The organism is Cupriavidus sp. GW822-FHT03E04 (assembly GCF_058801495.1).
In genome coordinates this window covers 150,286-167,489 of the sequence record NZ_JBXANI010000014.1, presented here as the reverse complement: position 1 = coordinate 167,489, position 17,204 = coordinate 150,286, and the positions used below count along the sequence as shown (strand labels likewise).

Here is a 17,204-nt window from a genome sequence, read left to right as displayed (position 1 = left end):
CTCTCCCCCGGCCCCTCTCCCACTTCATGGGAGAGGGGAGCAAAACAGCGTCTTTCTTCCGGCAACTCCAGCCCGCATGCAGTACCCACACCAAAGCCGGATGAACGGAAATTGCCTTGATCCACAACCTGAAGGAGGAAGCCAACCACAGCCATTACTGAATCTCCAACACCCTGACCCGGCATGCCCGCCCCCAAATCGGCACAGATCTCCGTATGCCGGCGGCCTGCCGTCTCTCACTTTACTTACCATGGTCCAAATGATGAAAAAGACATCCATGATTGCCCGCCAGCCCCGCTGCAGCACCTTGCTGAGCGCCCTGTTGCTGGCCGTCCCAGCGCTTCACGCCTCCATGGCATCCGCGCAGATCAGCGCGGCGCCTGGCGGCCCTGCTATCGGCGCGACCGCCAATGGCGTGCCGCTCGTGCAGATCAACGCGCCGAACGCCGCCGGCGTATCGCACAACCAGTTCCAGAACTACAACGTAGGCGCCAATGGCTTGGTGCTCAACAACAGCGCCAACGGCGCTGCCACGCAGATCGGCGGCAATGTCGCGGGCAATGCCGCGCTCGCCAATGGCGCCGCCGGCGTCATCCTGAACGAGGTGGTCGGCAATTCCCGCACCATGCTCAACGGCACGACGGAAATCGCCGGGCAGCGCGCCGCGCTGATCGTCGCCAACCCGAACGGCATCTCCGTCGATGGCGGCAGCGTGCTGAACGCTTCGCGCGTCACGCTGACCACGGGCACGCCGACGCTCACCAGCGGCGGCTCCGTGTCCGGCTTCACGGTGGCCGGCGGCGACATCGCCATCACCGGCAGGGGGTTCGATGCCAGCACGGTGGACAAGGTCGACCTGCTGTCGCGTTCCATGAAGATCGACGCGGCGGTCCGTGCCAAGGACCTGATCCGCGCCGTGGCGGGCCGCAACGATATCGCCTATGACGGCGACCGTATCGATGCCGAGCAAACCAAGGGGACCGATCACGTGCCGGTGCACGCCATCGACGTGGCCGCGCTCGGCGGCATGTACGCGAACGCCATTTCGCTGCGCAGCACCGAAGGTGGCGCCGGCGTGAACATCGCAGGCAAGGTGCAGGCGCTCACCGGCGACCTGAAGATCGAGAAGACCGGCCTGGTCATCACGACGGCGGATCAGGGCGGTGGGAAGGCCAGCGACGACAAGGCTGGCGGCGAAACCGCCAGCGCCGAAGTCGCCCCTGGCTTCGTCGTCGCCGGGAAGGCCACCGAGGACAAGATCAGCGTACGGGCCGGCGCGCAACTGCTGGCGGCGGGCGCCACCGATATCCGTTCGAACAGCGTGGACAATGCCGGCGCAATCAGCGGCAAATCCGGCGTCTCGTTCAAGTCGGCGGTGCTGATCAATGACGGGACCATCACGTCGGACGGTGACATCAAGCTGAACACGGCCACGCTGCGCAACACGAAGACCATCAAGGCCAGCGGCACGCTGACGGCCGATACTTCCACCATGACCAATGGCGCTGACGGCACGATGGAATCGGAGCGGGACCTTTCGGTCAAGGCCGCCACCCTGACTAACGATGGCGTGATCCGTTCCAACGCCGGCAACCTCAACGTGGATGCCGTAGCCACCAGTAACAACGGTACGCTCTCCAGCGCGACTGGCACCACCAAGGTGAAGGCGACGACGTTCACGAACTCCGGCAAGATCACCGCGAGCCAGAATCTTTCGGTCAATACAACGACCGCCAGGAACGAAGGCACGCTGTCCAGCGAGCACGGCAACCTCGACTTCTCCAGCCTCACGTTCACCAACGTGAACCGCTTGTCCGCCAAAGAGGGCAAGGTGAAGGTGCAGTCGATGATCTACTCCAACTCCGGGACCATTGAGCAGGCCCCGCTGGTGGCGCAGGTCAAGCCCGTAGAGCCGTCCAAGCCCGTGGAGCAGGCGAAGCCCGTGGCGCCGACCAAGCCGGTGGAGCAGGCCAAGCCCGTAGCGCCGACCAAGCCGGTGGAGCAGGCCAAGCCCGTTGAGCCGACCAAGCCGGTTGAGCAGGCCAAGCCCGTTGAGCCGACCAAGCCGGTTGAGCAAGCCAAGCCCGTTGAGCCGGCCAAGCCCGTGCAGCAAGCCAAGCCCGCGCAGGTCTGGCCCGGGCAGCAAGTCTGGCAGGCGCAGCAGGTCTGGCCTGTACAGCAGGTCTGGCCCGCACAGCAGGCCTGGCCCGTGCAGCAGACCTGGACCGTGCAGGTGCCCGTAGCCAACCCCTGGTGGCAAGCGACGCCCATCAGCTGGAATACGCGCTGGTACTAACCTGCTGAAGACATCCGTCGCATAACGCGGCGCGGATGAGAGAAGGAGAGGCGGGCGCCGTTCTGGCGCCCGCCTTTCGCCGCCATCTTGATTCCGCAGTCCATCATGACCAGCGTGAGGAGCGCCCGCTGCGGCAGGCGTGCGTTGACGCCGATCAGAGAGAATTTCTATGAAAACCTATGTCGTGGACATGAACGTCCTGCAATGCCCTGACTTTGCCGCGAAAATCCGAGCGGAAGCCGAGTCCAGGTTTGTCATTCCAGATGTCGCCCTGGTTGAGATGTGCAAGCACGAGGACTGTCGGTTGACCATGAAACTGGCATTGCAGGTGTTCTCCCCGCACATCGATCAGGTGGCGGTTTCTTTCAGCGTGGGTGAGATATCCAATACGGAGTTGAACTCGCGTTGCCCTTCCACCCCGGATGGAATCCTATCTTCCGAGTTCACGAGTTTAGTTGGCAATTTGATAACGGATCTCGCAAAAGACGAGAACGATAAAACCAACGATAGCATTCAAAAGAGATTTAGCGACGCAAGAGCGTCTCTCCTGGGCAAAGATCTGGATGCAGCCAATGCCAGACTCCGCACCGAGCAACTTCTGGAAGTATTGCATCAAGGCCTGAGGCCTAAGCTCATCGCTTCCATCCGAAGTCCAAATCTGAGTTGGCCACGCTTTCTCGCCTTCGTTCAGGTGATGTCTGAGATCTTCTTTTTGAAGATGCTTAAGAAAGATCACGGCATGGAGGAAATTGACGCACTCCGCTTCATCGCCCGGAAGCCGATGTACCTCCGATACAATTATCTGCTGGCAAGGCACTGCCTGATCACGATAAGAAATGGGGGGAACGTCGCGGCGGCAGGGAAGGAGCTCAACCATCAACTTGATCTGGACTATGTCTTGATCGCATCGTACTTCGATGGCCTTTTGTCCCAGGATAAAAGGGTAAACGAAGCACATCGCGACCTGCTCGCGATACTTTCCACTTCCTCTGGGGAAGCCAGAGAACGGGCGATGGATTGGTTCGAGGAGATCGGTCCCCCAGACTGATCGCGGTATGTCCCGGTGTTAAGCGAGAGCGGACGTCTCCGGGATCGATTGCTACGCTTGAAGAACCGTTATTGACAACGGAGCTCACGCTCAAGGGGCGCTGGGCAAGGTCGCCGGCTGGTGGTTCATGGCCGAACTCAGCCGTCGGACCGATCCTTGAACGATACCGTCACCCTTGCCGCTTCAGCTCTCCCATGCTGCAAACCGGAGCTGACATAGCCGCCCTTCTTCGCGCCAGTAAAAAAACCCAGGCTGCCACGGGGATAACAGCCTGGGGCGCGATTGCGGGTTGGAGGGGGGTACCCACTCTGCAAAGGTCGATCATCGGCACATAGGGGTATGCCGACAAACAAAAGTCTAACGAGGTTTCACGGTTCAGGAAATCGGATAAGTCTGAATTTCATGGCGCGATCAATCGGATAAGTCCGAAATGACTAAGCCCGCCAAAGATGCCACATCCTCAGTCCACGCGTGCTTCGAGGTACAGCGCGCGGAATTCGAGAGCCGGGCGTGGCGTTGCGCAGAATCAGACTTGTCCGATTTTCGACTCATATCAGCAATGCTAGTATTGCCCTTTGACCAGCTTCGCCCGGATCGACCGGCGGTGTTGCGTCGCTTTTGCGCTGCAGAGGTGAGCCTTGCCTGATTCCGTTATTCCTTCCCAACTCGATGTGCCGCCACCATGGGGCACGCGCTTCGATATACGCGATACGCTTGCTGCGTACCGTGCCGAGGCCGTCAAAGTGCATCTTGCGGCCACGGCCCCCACCCAGGCGCGGGCGTTGCGCCGCGCGCGGCTGCGCGGGCTGGCTGCCGGCACGGTGGGCTGCGGCACGGCCGCGGCGGCGGCGTGGCTGTTGGCGGCGTCGTTGACAGGCCCCGCTCCCGCGCCCTTGCCTGCACCCTTGCCCGCATTCAAGCCTGTGTCCATGCCCGAGTCCTCGCCTGCGCGATCGCCAGCAACAGATGCCGGGCTGCAAGCCGCTGTGGCCGAGCAGCCGGAAGCCGTGGCTGCCGTGGCTGCGGCGGTTGACTCGCCCGCGCCCGCGGCGCCTCTGCCCGCCCCTTTGCTGGCTGAAGACGCAACCACCAGCAAAGCCAACAGCACAGCCATCAGCGCAAGCAACGGCACAGCCACCCGCGCCGCCACCAGCCCCATCGCCGCTGCGGTCGAGCACACCGTAGCCCGCAGGCATTCGTATGCCGAGCCGGTTCCTGCCAGGCAAATGGCCGCGCGCAGCGCCAGGGCGCCGGCAGCCCATGACGCGGGCGATAGCGCGGACAGTAACGCGGACAATAACGCGAGCTACAGCGCGGGCTACAGCGCCGGCTACAGGCTGGCTGTGCCGGCGTACGACGCCAGCTCGCGCCCGAGCGCCGTGGCCTATCTGCCGCCCGACTCGCATATCACGTTGCATGAGCACTCCCGGCTGATCGACGAGTAAGGCTGCGGCCTTCCACTTGCGCCGATTTCATCGGCTCCGCCCCGCTCGGCGTGGCACAGAGACTGGCCGCGCGCCAGGCGAAACGCGTGTCGCTCCCGGCCAGCATCCCGACATCGGCTTTTCCAGGCGCCCGCTGCGATTTCGCTGTCAATTTCGCTGTCGATTTCGCTTTCGGTCAAGCAATGCGCCGTGCCTGGAGCGCGCGCCGTGGCGTTGAGCACCCTGCTTTTCGTACTTGTCTGATTCAAATCTGGTGAACGCGTCTCTAGAATGGACCGGCGAATCAAACTCTTTCAACGCTCCCCTTCAACGCTGCCATACGCGCTTCATTATTTCCATTAGCCGATTCAGGTCTGGTGCATTTGGTATTGGGGGTGGAGCAAGCCGGACACTCCTCCATGAAACTGCAACCAACTCGAATTTCCGTCGCCATCCTGACACTGCTGTTCCCGGGCATTCAACTGGCCACGGCGGCGACGGCTTACCCCAGCATCGATCTTTCCACACCCGATGGAGAAACCCGGGTGCTCGTTCCCGGTGACACGGTCACGCATGCGGGCGCCGGCACGGCGGTCAACATCAGCGGCGCCAACAACGCCCTCTCGGGCAACGGCGTGAGCATCCAGTCCGGCATCGCGGGCACGAGCGTCGGCGCGCAGGGCGTCAGCGTCAGCGCCGGCGGCACCCTGGCACTGTCCGACAGCAACCTCACCGCACTGGGCAGCTTCGAGGCCAATGCCTTGGTCGTGCGCGATGCGGGCAGCACGGCGACCCTGAACGACACGCGGATCAAGACCGAGGGTCAATATTCCCACGGCGTGCACGCCATCGACGGCGGGCGCGTCGAGATGACAGGCGGCTCGGTTTCCACCCAGGGTGACGAAGCCCATGGCCTGAATGCAGCGGGCACGGACGCCGTGATTACCGCCCACAAAACGCAAATCACCGTCCTTGGCGATGGCGCCTCGGCAGTCCACGCAGCGGATGGTGCCAGCGTCGTCCTGGATCAGGCAAAGCTCAATGCCACTGCCACCACGCATTGGGGCGGCAAAGGCATCAGTGTCGACCGCGGTACCGTGACCGCCACCAACACCGACATCGTCTCGGTCCGCGGCACTGGCATTCACGCGTCCGGCGGCAGCGTCTCGTTCTCCAATGGCACCATCGACGCGTATCGCGATGGCGTGTATCTCACCAGGGCCGGCGGAGCGGAATTCACCCCGTCCACAGCCGATTTGCGCGATGTGGTGGTGCATGCCGAGACGGGTTCCGGCATCGATGCAAACGCTGATGGCGTCCATGCCAGGCTGGAGCGCGTGCAGATCAGCAGCAATGGTTCGAACGTCGCCGGCATCCGGGTTCCGAGCGAGAGCGTTGTGGTGGCCAAGGACGTCTCCATCAGGATGAGCGGGGAAAAAGGCGTGGGCGTGGAAAACCGGGCGGGCACAGTCACCATGGACGGCGGCTCGATCACCACGCGTGGCGAAAGCGGGCACGGTATCTACGTCTCCGAACTCTATAGCGGCAGCGGCAGCAGCGCGACGACCACCGCGCGCGGCGTCGCAGTCGAGACCTTCGGCAACGCTGCCATCGGCGTGGTCTCGCGCCTGCCCGGGTCCAACGTCGTGCTCGAAGGTGGCTCGGTCACCACCCACGGCCACACCGCCTACGGCCTGCTCGCCAACGCCGCGCGCCTGGATGCGACAGGTACCATCGTGCGCACCGTTGGTGACGGTTCCCACGGGCTGATGATGGGCCGCCAGGGCGCGCAGGTCAGCCTGGACGGCGTCGACATACGCACCAGCGGCACAGGCGCCAATGGCATCCTGGCCTACTCGAACACGCCCGGCGTCGACAACACGATCTCGATCCGCAACAGCCATATCGAGGCCGCGAACGGCAATGGCATCACGGTCGAAGGCAGCGGCCTCACCGCGAACCTGGTCGACACCACGATCATCGGCAAATCCAGCAGCGGCGATGGCGCCTTGCTGTACGTGGACGAACGGCGCCCCTCCTCGCCAGACGGCGATGTGGTTGCCGCACGCGATGTGCAGCTCAACGCGCAGCGCAGCCACCTGGAGGGCGACGTGGTGCTCGACAGCGGGTCGGCCAGCGTGAGCCTGCGCGACCACTCCGTGCTGACCGGCGCCCTGCACAACAACGCCGGGCGGATGGTGGACACGCTGAGCATCGATGGCAGCAGCACCTGGCGCGTGCGCGGCAACTCGGCGGTGGCGCGCCTGGACAATGCGGGCACGGTGTCATTTGCCACCCCGGGCAGCGCGTTCAAGGTGCTGGACGTGACCGGCAACCTCAGCGGCGGCGGCCTGTTCGAAATGCGCACCGACCTGGGCGCCGGCCAGGGCGACCTGCTGCGCGTCGGCGGCACCGTCTCTGGCGATCACCGCGTGCTGGTGGCCAACAGCGGCGCCGAGCCGATGGCCGGCGGCGGGTCCCTGAGGATCATTCAGACCGAAGGCGGCCCGGGGTCGTTCACGCTCGCCAACCGCGATCAATTGGTAGATGCCGGCACCTATCGCTACGCGCTGAAAAGCAGCGATACGGTCGGCGGGCGCGCCACCGACTGGAGCCTCGTCAACAGCGGCGAGCTGTCGCCGGAAGCGGTGGCGCCGCCAGGGCAGTCCGAGATTGCGCCGCCTGGCCCCGAAGACCTGTCCACGGCCGCCAACGCCGCCATCAATACGTCCAGCGCCGGCACCGCGCACGCGATCTGGTACGCCGAAAAAGGCACGCTGGCCAGGCGGATGGGTGAGTTGCGCCAGGGCAAGAACGAAGGTGGCGTCTGGATGCGGGGTTTCGGCGAGCGCCAGAGACTCGACAACCGCGGCGGCCGCTCGTTCGAGCAGACCGTGGGCGGCCTGGAGGTCGGCGTCGACAAGTCCCTGCCGGTCGAAGGCGGGCGTTGGTACGTCGGCGGCATGACCGGATACAGTTCGACCGACCGCCGTTTTCGTGACGAAGGCACGGGCGGCGCCGATAGCTACCACTTCGGCGGCTATGCCACCTGGCTGGCCGATGCCGGCTGGTACGTCGACGGCGTGTTCAAGGCAAACAAAATCCAGCAGAACTTCGCGGTGGTGGCGACCGACGGCCAGTCGGTGAAGGCCGATTCCCACCAGAACGCCATCGGCGTGTCGGTGGAAGCCGGCCGCCAGGTGCCGTTCGGCTTGGGCTGGTTCGTCGAGCCGCAGGTGGAGCTGTCGATGCTCCGCGCCAGCGGCGCCAGCTACCGCGCCAGCAACGGTCTGCAGGTCGATGCCGACAGCGGCAATTCGATGCGCTTGCGCGTTGGCTCCCTGCTCGGCCGCCGCATTGCATTGGCCAATGGCGGCACCGTGCAGCCCTACGTCAAGCTGAGCCTGTCGCAGGAGCTTGACGGCAAGAGCACGGTACGCACCAACGGCGTGGCTACCCGGACCGACCTGTCCGGCGGCCTTGCCGAGCTGGGCGTGGGCGTTGCCGCGTCACTGGGCACGAACCACCGCCTGTACGCCGACTACGGGTACGCAAGCGGCGCCAGGCTGGACAACCCGTGGACGGTCAGCATGGGCTACCGGTACAGCTGGTGACCACAGTGACCACAGCCCCGTACCCAAGCCCATATCGGGCCAGGATGCCAACGCGTGGTTGCGCGTGGTTGCGCGTGGTTGCGCGTGGTTTCGTGAGGCTTCGTGAGGTTTCGTATCCCCGGCTCTGACATCAGGAAGAAAGGAGAATCCCAGGTGCAAGAAAAAGCCCAGAAGAAAGTGCAACAAAGACGCACGTTGGCTCGCCGTGCGGCGGCGGCCGCCATGCTGCTTGCCGCAGTCAATGCCGGTGCCGGAACATTGGCGCAGCCCAGCGAGCCTGGCGCCGGACGAACCACCCAGTTGAACGGCCTGGTGGCAACCATGTATCCCGAGCTGGACGCCTTGTACAAGGATCTGCACGCGCACCCCGAGCTCGCATTCGCCGAGACCCGCACCGCATCGCGGCTCGCCGGGGAGATGCGCGCGCTCGGCTTCGAGGTGACCGAGAACGTGGGAAAGACCGGCGTGGTGGCCCTGTACCGCAACGGCCCGGGCCCGACCATCATGGTGCGCACCGACATGGATGGCCTCCCCATGGAGGAGAAAACCTCTCTGCCCTATGCCAGCAAGGCAGTCACCACGTGGAACGGGCGCGAGAGCTTTGTTGCGCATAGTTGCGGCCACGACTTGCACATGGCGACCTGGGTAGGCGCCGCGCGTGCCCTGGTCGCCATGAAGGGCCAGTGGCGCGGCACCCTGATGTTCGTGGCGCAGCCGGCTGAAGAGATCGGCGCCGGCGCCAGGGCCATGCTGGCCGACGGGCTGTTCAAGCGCTTTCCCAAGCCCGACACCGCGCTTGCCTTGCACACGGATCCCCGGCCTTACGGCACGATCAGTTACAGCGTGGGCCCGATGACGTCTGCCGCCAGCTCGTTCGAGATCCTCTTCAAAGGCCGTGGCGGACACGGCTCCGCACCCAACAAGGCGCTGGACCCGGTCATCATTGCCGCGCGATTCGTCACGGATGTGCAGGCCGTGACGAGCCGGGAAAAGGATCCGATGGCATTCGGCGTGATTACCGTCGGCGCGCTCCAGGCAGGAAGCTCGGGCAACATCATTCCCGACAGCGCGGTCTTGCGCGGCACCATCCGCGCTTACGATTCCGGGGTCCGGGAATTGCTCGTCGACGGGGTACGGCGCGTTGCGCGGGCATCGGCAAGCGCGGCCGCTGCCCCTGAACCGGAGATCACGATTACCGACAATGGCCTCGGCGTGGTGAACAGCGAGACGGTGGTCGCACGCGTCGAGGCCGCGTTGCAGGCGGGCCTGGGCAAGGACAAGGTGGCCCGTACGCGGCCGCTCACGACCAGTGAGGATTTCGCGGAATACGGCGGCGAGGGCGTGCCTTCGATGTTCTTCCTTGTGGGTGTGCTTGACCCAGAAGACGTCTCGGCCGCAAGCAAGCGCGGCGGCAAGCCTCTGGTGTTCAATCACTCGCCCTACTTCGCCCCGGTGCCCGAGCCGTCGATCAAGACCGGTGTCACCGCCATGAGCCTGGCCGTGCTTAGCCTGCTCCCCGCGCCCTGAACGCGCCCTGAACGCGCCTTGAACGCGCCTTGAACGCACCTTGAACGCGCCTTGCCGTGCGATGCTCCCGTCGGCCTGCTATCTGCCTGAGGATCATCGCCCTTGCGCCGGCTTGCCCAGGTGCTGGGCGAACCAGCTTGCAGCCGCGCGGCTGGCGTCAGGCCATCTTCGGTCGCGACGATCATCAGCCATCAGAAAGGACGAACCAATGCAATCGACAATAATCAGCGGTGCCACGCCTCACCGTGCCGTGCACACGTCGCGCAAGGCCGCACGGCGCGGCAGCAAGCCGATCTTGGCCGCAGTCTTTGCACTCTTATCCCAGATTCTGATCGCGTCACCCGCGTTGGCAGCAAGCGAATCGGCCGACGCCACGACGGCCGCAGTCGCCTCGCAAGTGACCAAGCGCGACGGCAAGTACTACCTCTACAAGAACGGCAAGCCGCTCAATGACACCGGCTACGACCGTCTGGACATCGAGTTCCCGGGCCTGGCCAAGGCCCGGCTCGGCTCGCAATACGGCGTGCTTGACGCGAACACGGGCAAGCTCGTGCTGCCCTTCATCTACCAGAGCGTCCGAACCGAAACGCTGAACACCATCGGCTTGATCCAAGTGCGCAAAGACAATCTGACGAGATTCGTCGACAGCAAAGGACAGCCGGTCAAGGTGCCCGCCTATGACGTAGTCGCGGATTTCAATGGAGCCGGACAGGGGCTCGCCGAACGTGCCGGCAAACTGTTCATGCTGACATTCAGAGACGGCCAATTGCGCAGCGAGGACGCGGCGCCGCAGTACCTTCCGAGCATCATCGTGCCGCCCGGACTGCGGCAGCGCCCGGCAAATCCGGGCGGTCCGCTCAACGGCACCTACGTACCCGCATCCTATCCGGATCTGAAGACCGCATGGGCCGCGTGGCGCAAAGGGCAACTTCGCGAGCCAGCTCAGCCGGCGATCGTGGTGAAGGGCGACATCGCGTATGTGTCGTTCGGCATCCTGGCCGACCCGCCGTTGCCGATGATGTTCAATACGATGGGCGCGTGCCAGAACGAACAGGGCTTGGCGTTGTTCGATACGATGCGGGCCGAAGGATGTGCATCGGCGGAGAAGCCGACGTTTCACTTCCAGCGCGAGCGTGACGGTTCGCTGCAGTGCACCGACTGTTATCCCGCCATGCCGGGTAAGTGGCTGAAACTGCCGGCTGCGACGCAATCGCTCGTCGGCATCGGTATCGTGATCGCCACGCCGCTGCATAGCACGGGTGCGCTCGTGCACGCGGTGATTCCCGGCGCGCCGGCTGAACTCGCCGGCGTGAAACCAGGCGACCGGATCACGACGGTCGACGACCGGTTGACCTCCGAGATGTCGCTCACCCAGATCACGGATCTGATTCGAGGTCAGCCGGCGACTTCTGTGAGGCTGGGCATCGAGCGCGAAACGCAGCGTCTGGAGCTGAATGTCGAGCGCAAGGCGATCGTGGTCGAAGCAGACTAACGGAGGATCTATTGCTCGTACTCGATGGCCACGCCCCGATCACGGCGGACGGGACCAGCGCCTGCTGTGCGTGCCGCAGGAGCGGCTGGCGCGCATGGTGCCGGGTCGCGTTTGTCGAGATCGACCTGCCAGCCATGCCATCGGCACTGGTATGGCCGGCCGACGACCGCAGGCCGATCCTTCAGGAACTCGACGCGCTGTTGCTGCGCATTGGCCGCCGCTACGGCATCGCTCCCGCCTGAGCCCGGGCGCAAGCCTTTTAGGGTTCTTCAGACTTTCGCGTGGGTAAGTGGCGGGAAGCAATACGCTGGTTCGCTCCCCTCTCCCATGAAATGGGAGAGGGGCCGGGGGAGTGGGCGGGCGCTCGCTCAACGTCATGCGCCTCGCTCTTGCGCAGGCCCGCCCTCTCCCCCAACCCCTCCCGCAATGCGGGAGAGGGGAGCTACGGCAGCGCTGGATTTAGCCCAGCGATGCATCGACCCACACGAAAGTCGGATGAATCCCTTTTAGAAGCGGGCCGAGTACTGAAGCATGTAGAAGTTGATGCCGGGGTTCGGCTCCTTGATGCCGGCGTTGGAATAGTGCTGGAAGCGCACCCCCAGTTCCGAGTCGATCGCGTCGCCAAACCGGTAGCCGGCGGCAATGCGATCGCCAAACTGGAACGCCGTCGAGAATACTTTTGAGTCCGAGATGCGCGTGCGCGACAGCAGGTGCACGCCGGCGCCAACCTCGGCGAAGGGCCCCGAGCGGCCGGCACCCTGAACCCGGAAGATAGGTGTAAAGCCCACATCGCCCATGAGGTTGCTATTGCTGCCATGTGGATTCCAACCACCCACGGAAGCTTCGAGACCCAGGCGAACACGGACTGACCGCGAGCTCGTCGCCCAGAGGTCGGTCTTCAGGTTCCATCGCGCCTCCAGGCGTGCGATCGAGGCCTCGCCGCCCGCACCCAGTGCTGCCCCAAGACGAACCGGCTCGAACCACGCGGCATCCTCGCTGGCGGGCGCGGCAAGCGCTGCGGCGCTGGCAAACGCACTGGAAATCAGGACGAAGGAGAAGACAGATCGAAGCATGACAAAAGCCTTGTGAAGATGAATTCTTGTTGTTGGTGATACCTTGATCGCGTTGGAAGTGAACACAAGTCAAGAGGATTCCATCGGCATGGCGAACAATTCCCCGGCCCGCCGCCCCTCCTGGCTGGACTTCGCGCGAAAACCCCGAATTATGCGTTCGGCACAAGCGACCGAATAGATACCGCTAGCGCATATCAGCGTCCCAGATTTGGAACGACGTGGACGGAACAGGCGTGAAGCCGACTATCAAGCGGCGCACCGGCACGCGCGAAGTTGCTCTCAGGGCTGGACCGCGGCTTTTCCTCGGCTAGCCGGTGTTTGGGGCGTGCTAGAGTGCGCAACGTACCGGCGTACCGGCGGATGGCGAGTAGGAACAAATGAAGACGCTGCTGATCGTCTACCACACGATGACCGGGGGAACAAAGCAGATGGCCGAGGCGGCAGCCGACGCGGCGCGTATGCAGCCTGACATCGCGGTCAGGCTGCAGCGGGCGGCCGAGACCGGTCCGGACGATGTGCTGGCGGCCGACGGCTATCTGTTCGCGACGCCGGAGAACCTGGCTGCGATGTCCGGGCTGATGAAGGACTTCTTTGATCGCTGCTACTACGCGGCGCTTGACCGTGTGAACGGCCGCCCGTACGCGGCCATGATCTGTGCCGGCAGCGACGGGCAGAACGCGCTGCGCCAGGTCGAACGCATCGCTACCGGCTGGCGGCTCAAGTGTGTGGCGCCGGGCCTGATCGTCTGCACCCATGCACAGACGCCCGAACGCATTCTGGCACACAAGGAGATCAGCGCCGAGGACCTGGCGCACTGTGCCGAGCTGGGCGCTGGCTTGGCGGCAGGTCTTGCGCTTGGCGTCTTCTGACGTCGAAACCCGTCACATTCGGGATTGTCACGTTCGGGCTTGACGCGATAAGCCTCCCGCCACCACGCGCCAGCGGCTGATAGTCAACTTTCGTCCTCCGCCCCGCCCGTTGCGCCGCAACACGGCCTTAATGCTGCCTTAATCCCGCGCGAACTAGTATCTGGCAATCCTTGCGGTGGCAGGAGTCCGCCGCACCAAGCCTAACGTCGAAGGAGTTCAACATGACAGCACGCCCCAGCCACGAGGCCAGCGCCGCAGCGGCCAGCAAAGTGCCGGAAGTCACACTGGCATTCTGGCTGATCAAGATCGCCGCGACCACGCTCGGAGAGACCGGCGGCGATGCGCTGTCCATGACGATGGGACTGGGCTACCTGGTCAGCACAGCGATCTTTGCGGCGGTGTTCCTGGTGGTGGTCTACGCCCAGGTTCGCGCCACGCGCTTCCAGCCGCTGCTGTACTGGGCCACCATCGTGGCCACCACCACGGTCGGCACGACCCTGGCGGACTTCGCGGACCGCTCGCTCGGCATCGGCTACGCCGGGGGATCCACGTTGCTGGCGCTGCTGTTGCTGCTGTCGCTGGCGTTGTGGTATCGCTGGCTTGGCACGGTCTCGGTCGACAGCGTGCATTCGCCGCGCGCCGAGCTGTGCTACTGGGTCACCATCATGTTCTCGCAGACGCTTGGCACGGCGCTGGGAGACTGGACCGCCGACACGGCCGGGATGGGTTACGTGGGCGGCATGGCGATCTTCGGCTCGCTGCTGGCATTGCTAGCCCTGGCCTACTACCGCACGCGGATCTCACGCACCCTGCTGTTCTGGGCGGCCTTTATCCTGACGCGCCCGCTCGGGGCGGTGGTGGGCGACTTCCTCGACAAACCCCTGCAATCCGGCGGGCTGGCACTGGGTCGCTTCAGTGCTTCGGCAGCGCTGCTGGGCTTCATGGCGCTTTGCCTGCTGCTGATGCCGCAGCGGGCCGCGGCCCGGGCCCGGCACTAGCGGCCGGACCCCGCATCCGCTTGCTTGCTGCCGGCTTGATGGCGGCTTGATGTCGATCAACCGCCAGACCGGCGCCGAACCTATAGTGGTGTGTGGCTTAGCTTCATCCCGCCGTACCTTCATCGTTTCCACCCGCCAGGAGTGCGCCATGAACGACGTCAGATCCGTATTTTCCGTACACCGCGCCGCGCTACAGCGCGATGTCAACGTCTTGCTAGCCGATGTGCAGGCATTGCTGCGCGACGCCGCCGCCTTGACCGGCGAGCAAGCCGGCCAGGCCCGCGAACAGTTCAAGGTGCGGCTGGAGGCGCTGCAGCTGCGCCTGCGCGAGCTGCAGGCGCAAGGCCGCGGCCAGGTGCGCGATCTGGCCGATGCGGGAGAAGCGTACGTGCAGGCGCACCCATGGCGTGCGCTGGGCGCGGCCGCGGCCGTTGCCGCCGTATGCGGGGTGCTTGTCGCCATGTCGGTCTCGCGCCGGGATTGATGCCCGATCGATAGCGGATCGATAGCGGATTGATGGCGGATCGAAGGCAATATGGCGCCTGCGCAGCCTCGCTACCACCGCTGGCTCAACCTCGGGCTGCTGGCGACCTGCGCGCTCACGCTGAGCGCCGGATCGCTGCTGTACTGGTTCGAATCGGCGGCGCTCGCGCGCACCGTGTGGCTGATCGGCGTCCTGCCGGTGCTGATTGCCCTGGCCGCCAGCACCGTGCTCGCGGCGTGGCGCCGCAATGCCGGCGTGGATGTCCTGGCTCTGCTGGCCATCGGCTTCGCATGGTGGCTGGGCGAGCACTTTGCCGCCGCTGTGATTGCCCTGATGCTGGCCAGCGGACGCGCACTGGAGAGCTATGCGCAAGCGCGCGCCGCCAGCGAGATGAGCGCGCTGCTGCGCCACGCGCCGCGCGAAGCCAGCCGCTTCGAAGGCGGCGAATGGCGCCCGGTACCGCTGGAGCTTGTGCACCCCGGCGACCGGCTGCTGGTACGCGCGGGCGAAGTGGTGCCAGCCGATGGGACGCTGCTCCAGGCTGCCGAACTGGATGAATCCACCCTGACCGGCGAGGCCATGCCGCTGCGCCGCGCGCCGGGCGAGCCACTGCGCAGCGGCGTGGTCAATGCCGGCGCGCCGTTCGAGATGCTCGCCGGCGCCACGGCGGCACAGAGTACCTATGCAGGCATTGTCCGCCTTGTGACGGAGGCGCAGCAAAGCCGCAGCCCGTCCATGCGCCTGGCCGACCGCTACGCCCTGCTGCTGGTGCCGCTGGCGCTGGCCGTGGCCGGCGCGGCCTGGATCATGACCGGCGATGCGCACCGGGCACTGGCGGTGCTGGTGGTGGCTACCCCCTGCCCGCTGATCCTGGCCGTGCCGGTGGCCATCGTCTGCGGCATGTCGCGCGCTGCCAGCCGGGGCATCCTGGTCAAGAGCGGCGGCGCACTGGAGCGGCTGGCGCAGTGCCGCGTGCTGTTTTTCGACAAGACCGGAACCCTGACCACGGGCCAGGCCCGCGTCTCGGCCATCGAGGCGGCGCCAGGACACGCGCAGGACGAAGTGCTTCGCCTGGCAGCTTCGCTGGCACAGGCCTCGGTGCATGCCAGTTCCCGCGCGCTGGTCGCCACGGCGCGCGAGCGCGGCCTGGCGCTGGCGTTGCCGGGCGAGGTCGCCGAGGATCCCGGCGCCGGCCTGCGCGGCAGGATCGGCGGGCATGTGGTCACCATCGGCTCCCTGGCGCACGTGGCCAGCGCGAGCGCACCCACGCCGTGGAGCACGGCATGGGTGCGGCGCATGGGCCATGAGGGCGCGTCGGCCGTCTTTCTTGGCGTCGATGGCGCCATGCGCGGCGCGCTGCAGCTTGCGGACCAGATCCGGCTTGACACGCCGCGCGCGCTCAGGCTGCTCAGGCAGGCCGGCATCCTGCGCATGGTGATGCTGACCGGCGACCGCGACGACGTGGCGCAGATGACAGGCGCGATGCTGGGTGTGACGCAAGTGCGCGCCCAGCAGACGCCCGCGCAAAAGCTCGCAGCAATTCGCGAGGCACAGCGCAATGACAAGGTCATCATGGTTGGCGACGGCGTCAACGACGCGCCCGCGCTGGCCGCCGCCGACGTCGGCGTGGCAATGGGCGCGGCAGGCGCGGCCGCGTCGGCGCAGGCTGCGGACGTGGTACTGCTGGTCGACCGCCTGGACCGCCTGGCCGAGGCGATGCAGATCGCCCGGCGCACGCGCCGCATCGCCGTGCAAAGCGTGGTGGCGGGCATGGCGCTGTCGCTGGCGGCCATGATCGCGGCCGCATTCGGCTACCTGCCGCCAGTGGCGGGCGCGCTGCTGCAAGAACTGATCGATGTCGTTGTGATTCTCAACGCGCTACGGGCACGCAAGCCAGGGCCTGAATGGCAGCCCGCACAAATCACGGCGGCCGAGGCCACCAGACTGAAGACCGAGCATAGCGAACTGGGGCAGGTGCTCGACCAGGTGAGATCGATGGCGGATCGCGTAGCCAGCCTCCCCGGCCAGGCCGCCGCAGCCGAACTGGCAGCGCTCAACCAGGCGCTGCGCGAGCAATTGCTCGCGCATGAGATCCACGACGATGCCGACCTCTATCCGGAACTCGCGCGGCGCCTCGGCGGCCAGGACCCGCTAGCCGCGCTCAGCGGCGGGCATCGCGAGATCTTCCACCTGGTCGGCATGCTGGAGCGCATCGCCGCGGACCAGCCCGCGGACGGCATCGACCTGGAAAGCGCGCAGGAAGTCCGGCGCCTGCTCTATGAACTCAACGCGATCCTGCGCCTGCATTTCGCGCAGGAAGACGAGCTGTATCACGCGCTGGGGGACGCCTGACGATCTGCCCGCAGCGCAGCGCAGCGC

The 17,204-nt window shown here is 65.4% G+C and carries 12 protein-coding genes; 11 read left to right on the top strand and 1 reads right to left on the bottom strand.

What is annotated here, in order from left to right; translation table 11 throughout:
• The first annotated feature begins 277 nt into the window (after positions 1 to 277).
• The 7 genes from AC1RQC_RS21700 to AC1RQC_RS21670 all read left to right on the top strand — a co-directional run bounded on the left by AC1RQC_RS21700 (position 278) and on the right by AC1RQC_RS21670 (position 11,643).
• Positions 278 to 2,296, top strand: coding sequence for a two-partner secretion domain-containing protein (locus AC1RQC_RS21700; protein ID WP_492884578.1), 2,019 nt, complete (start codon positions 278 to 280; stop codon positions 2,294 to 2,296).
• Positions 2,297 to 2,465: 169 nt separating this feature from the next.
• Positions 2,466 to 3,344: a hypothetical protein gene (locus tag AC1RQC_RS21695; protein WP_492884576.1), complete on the top strand. Its 879-nt coding sequence runs from the start codon at positions 2,466 to 2,468 to the stop codon at positions 3,342 to 3,344.
• A gap of 638 nt (positions 3,345 to 3,982) precedes the next feature.
• Positions 3,983 to 4,789: a hypothetical protein gene (locus tag AC1RQC_RS21690; RefSeq protein WP_492884574.1), complete on the top strand. Its 807-nt coding sequence runs from the start codon at positions 3,983 to 3,985 to the stop codon at positions 4,787 to 4,789.
• Between the two features lie 398 nt (positions 4,790 to 5,187).
• Entirely contained in the window at positions 5,188 to 8,382 is a 3,195-nt protein-coding gene (locus tag AC1RQC_RS21685; RefSeq protein WP_492884572.1) for an autotransporter outer membrane beta-barrel domain-containing protein, read from the top strand.
• A 222-nt stretch (positions 8,383 to 8,604) separates the two neighbouring features.
• Positions 8,605 to 9,909, top strand: coding sequence for an amidohydrolase (locus AC1RQC_RS21680; protein WP_492884570.1), 1,305 nt, complete (start codon positions 8,605 to 8,607; stop codon positions 9,907 to 9,909).
• Positions 9,910 to 10,117: 208 nt separating this feature from the next.
• Positions 10,118 to 11,401 carry a PDZ domain-containing protein gene (locus tag AC1RQC_RS21675; protein ID WP_492884569.1) on the top strand — a complete coding sequence of 428 codons (1,284 nt, stop codon included), beginning with the start codon at positions 10,118 to 10,120 and terminating at the stop codon, positions 11,399 to 11,401.
• An 11-nt stretch (positions 11,402 to 11,412) separates the two neighbouring features.
• Positions 11,413 to 11,643 (top strand): hypothetical protein, encoded by a 231-nt coding sequence (locus AC1RQC_RS21670; protein ID WP_492884566.1) that lies wholly within the window; start codon positions 11,413 to 11,415, stop codon positions 11,641 to 11,643.
• 264 nt (positions 11,644 to 11,907) lie between these two features.
• Here AC1RQC_RS21670 and AC1RQC_RS21665 read toward each other — a convergent pair whose 3' ends face one another.
• Complete coding sequence (locus AC1RQC_RS21665; protein ID WP_492884564.1) at positions 11,908 to 12,540, bottom strand: acyloxyacyl hydrolase; 633 nt, start codon at positions 12,538 to 12,540, stop codon at positions 11,908 to 11,910.
• 311 nt (positions 12,541 to 12,851) lie between these two features.
• Between AC1RQC_RS21665 and AC1RQC_RS21660 the strand changes: the two genes are divergently transcribed.
• The 4 genes from AC1RQC_RS21660 to AC1RQC_RS21645 all read left to right on the top strand — a co-directional run bounded on the left by AC1RQC_RS21660 (position 12,852) and on the right by AC1RQC_RS21645 (position 17,177).
• Complete coding sequence (locus AC1RQC_RS21660; protein WP_492884562.1) at positions 12,852 to 13,343, top strand: flavodoxin family protein; 492 nt, start codon at positions 12,852 to 12,854, stop codon at positions 13,341 to 13,343.
• 221 nt (positions 13,344 to 13,564) lie between these two features.
• A complete protein-coding gene (locus tag AC1RQC_RS21655) occupies positions 13,565 to 14,341 on the top strand; it encodes a COG4705 family protein (protein ID WP_492810229.1) in 777 nt (258 codons plus the stop codon).
• A gap of 148 nt (positions 14,342 to 14,489) precedes the next feature.
• Positions 14,490 to 14,825 carry an ElaB/YgaM/YqjD family protein gene (locus tag AC1RQC_RS21650; protein WP_492374953.1) on the top strand — a complete coding sequence of 112 codons (336 nt, stop codon included), beginning with the start codon at positions 14,490 to 14,492 and terminating at the stop codon, positions 14,823 to 14,825.
• Between the two features lie 51 nt (positions 14,826 to 14,876).
• A complete protein-coding gene (locus AC1RQC_RS21645; RefSeq protein WP_492884560.1) occupies positions 14,877 to 17,177 on the top strand; it encodes a heavy metal translocating P-type ATPase in 2,301 nt (766 codons plus the stop codon).
• Positions 17,178 to 17,204: the final 27 nt, after the last annotated feature.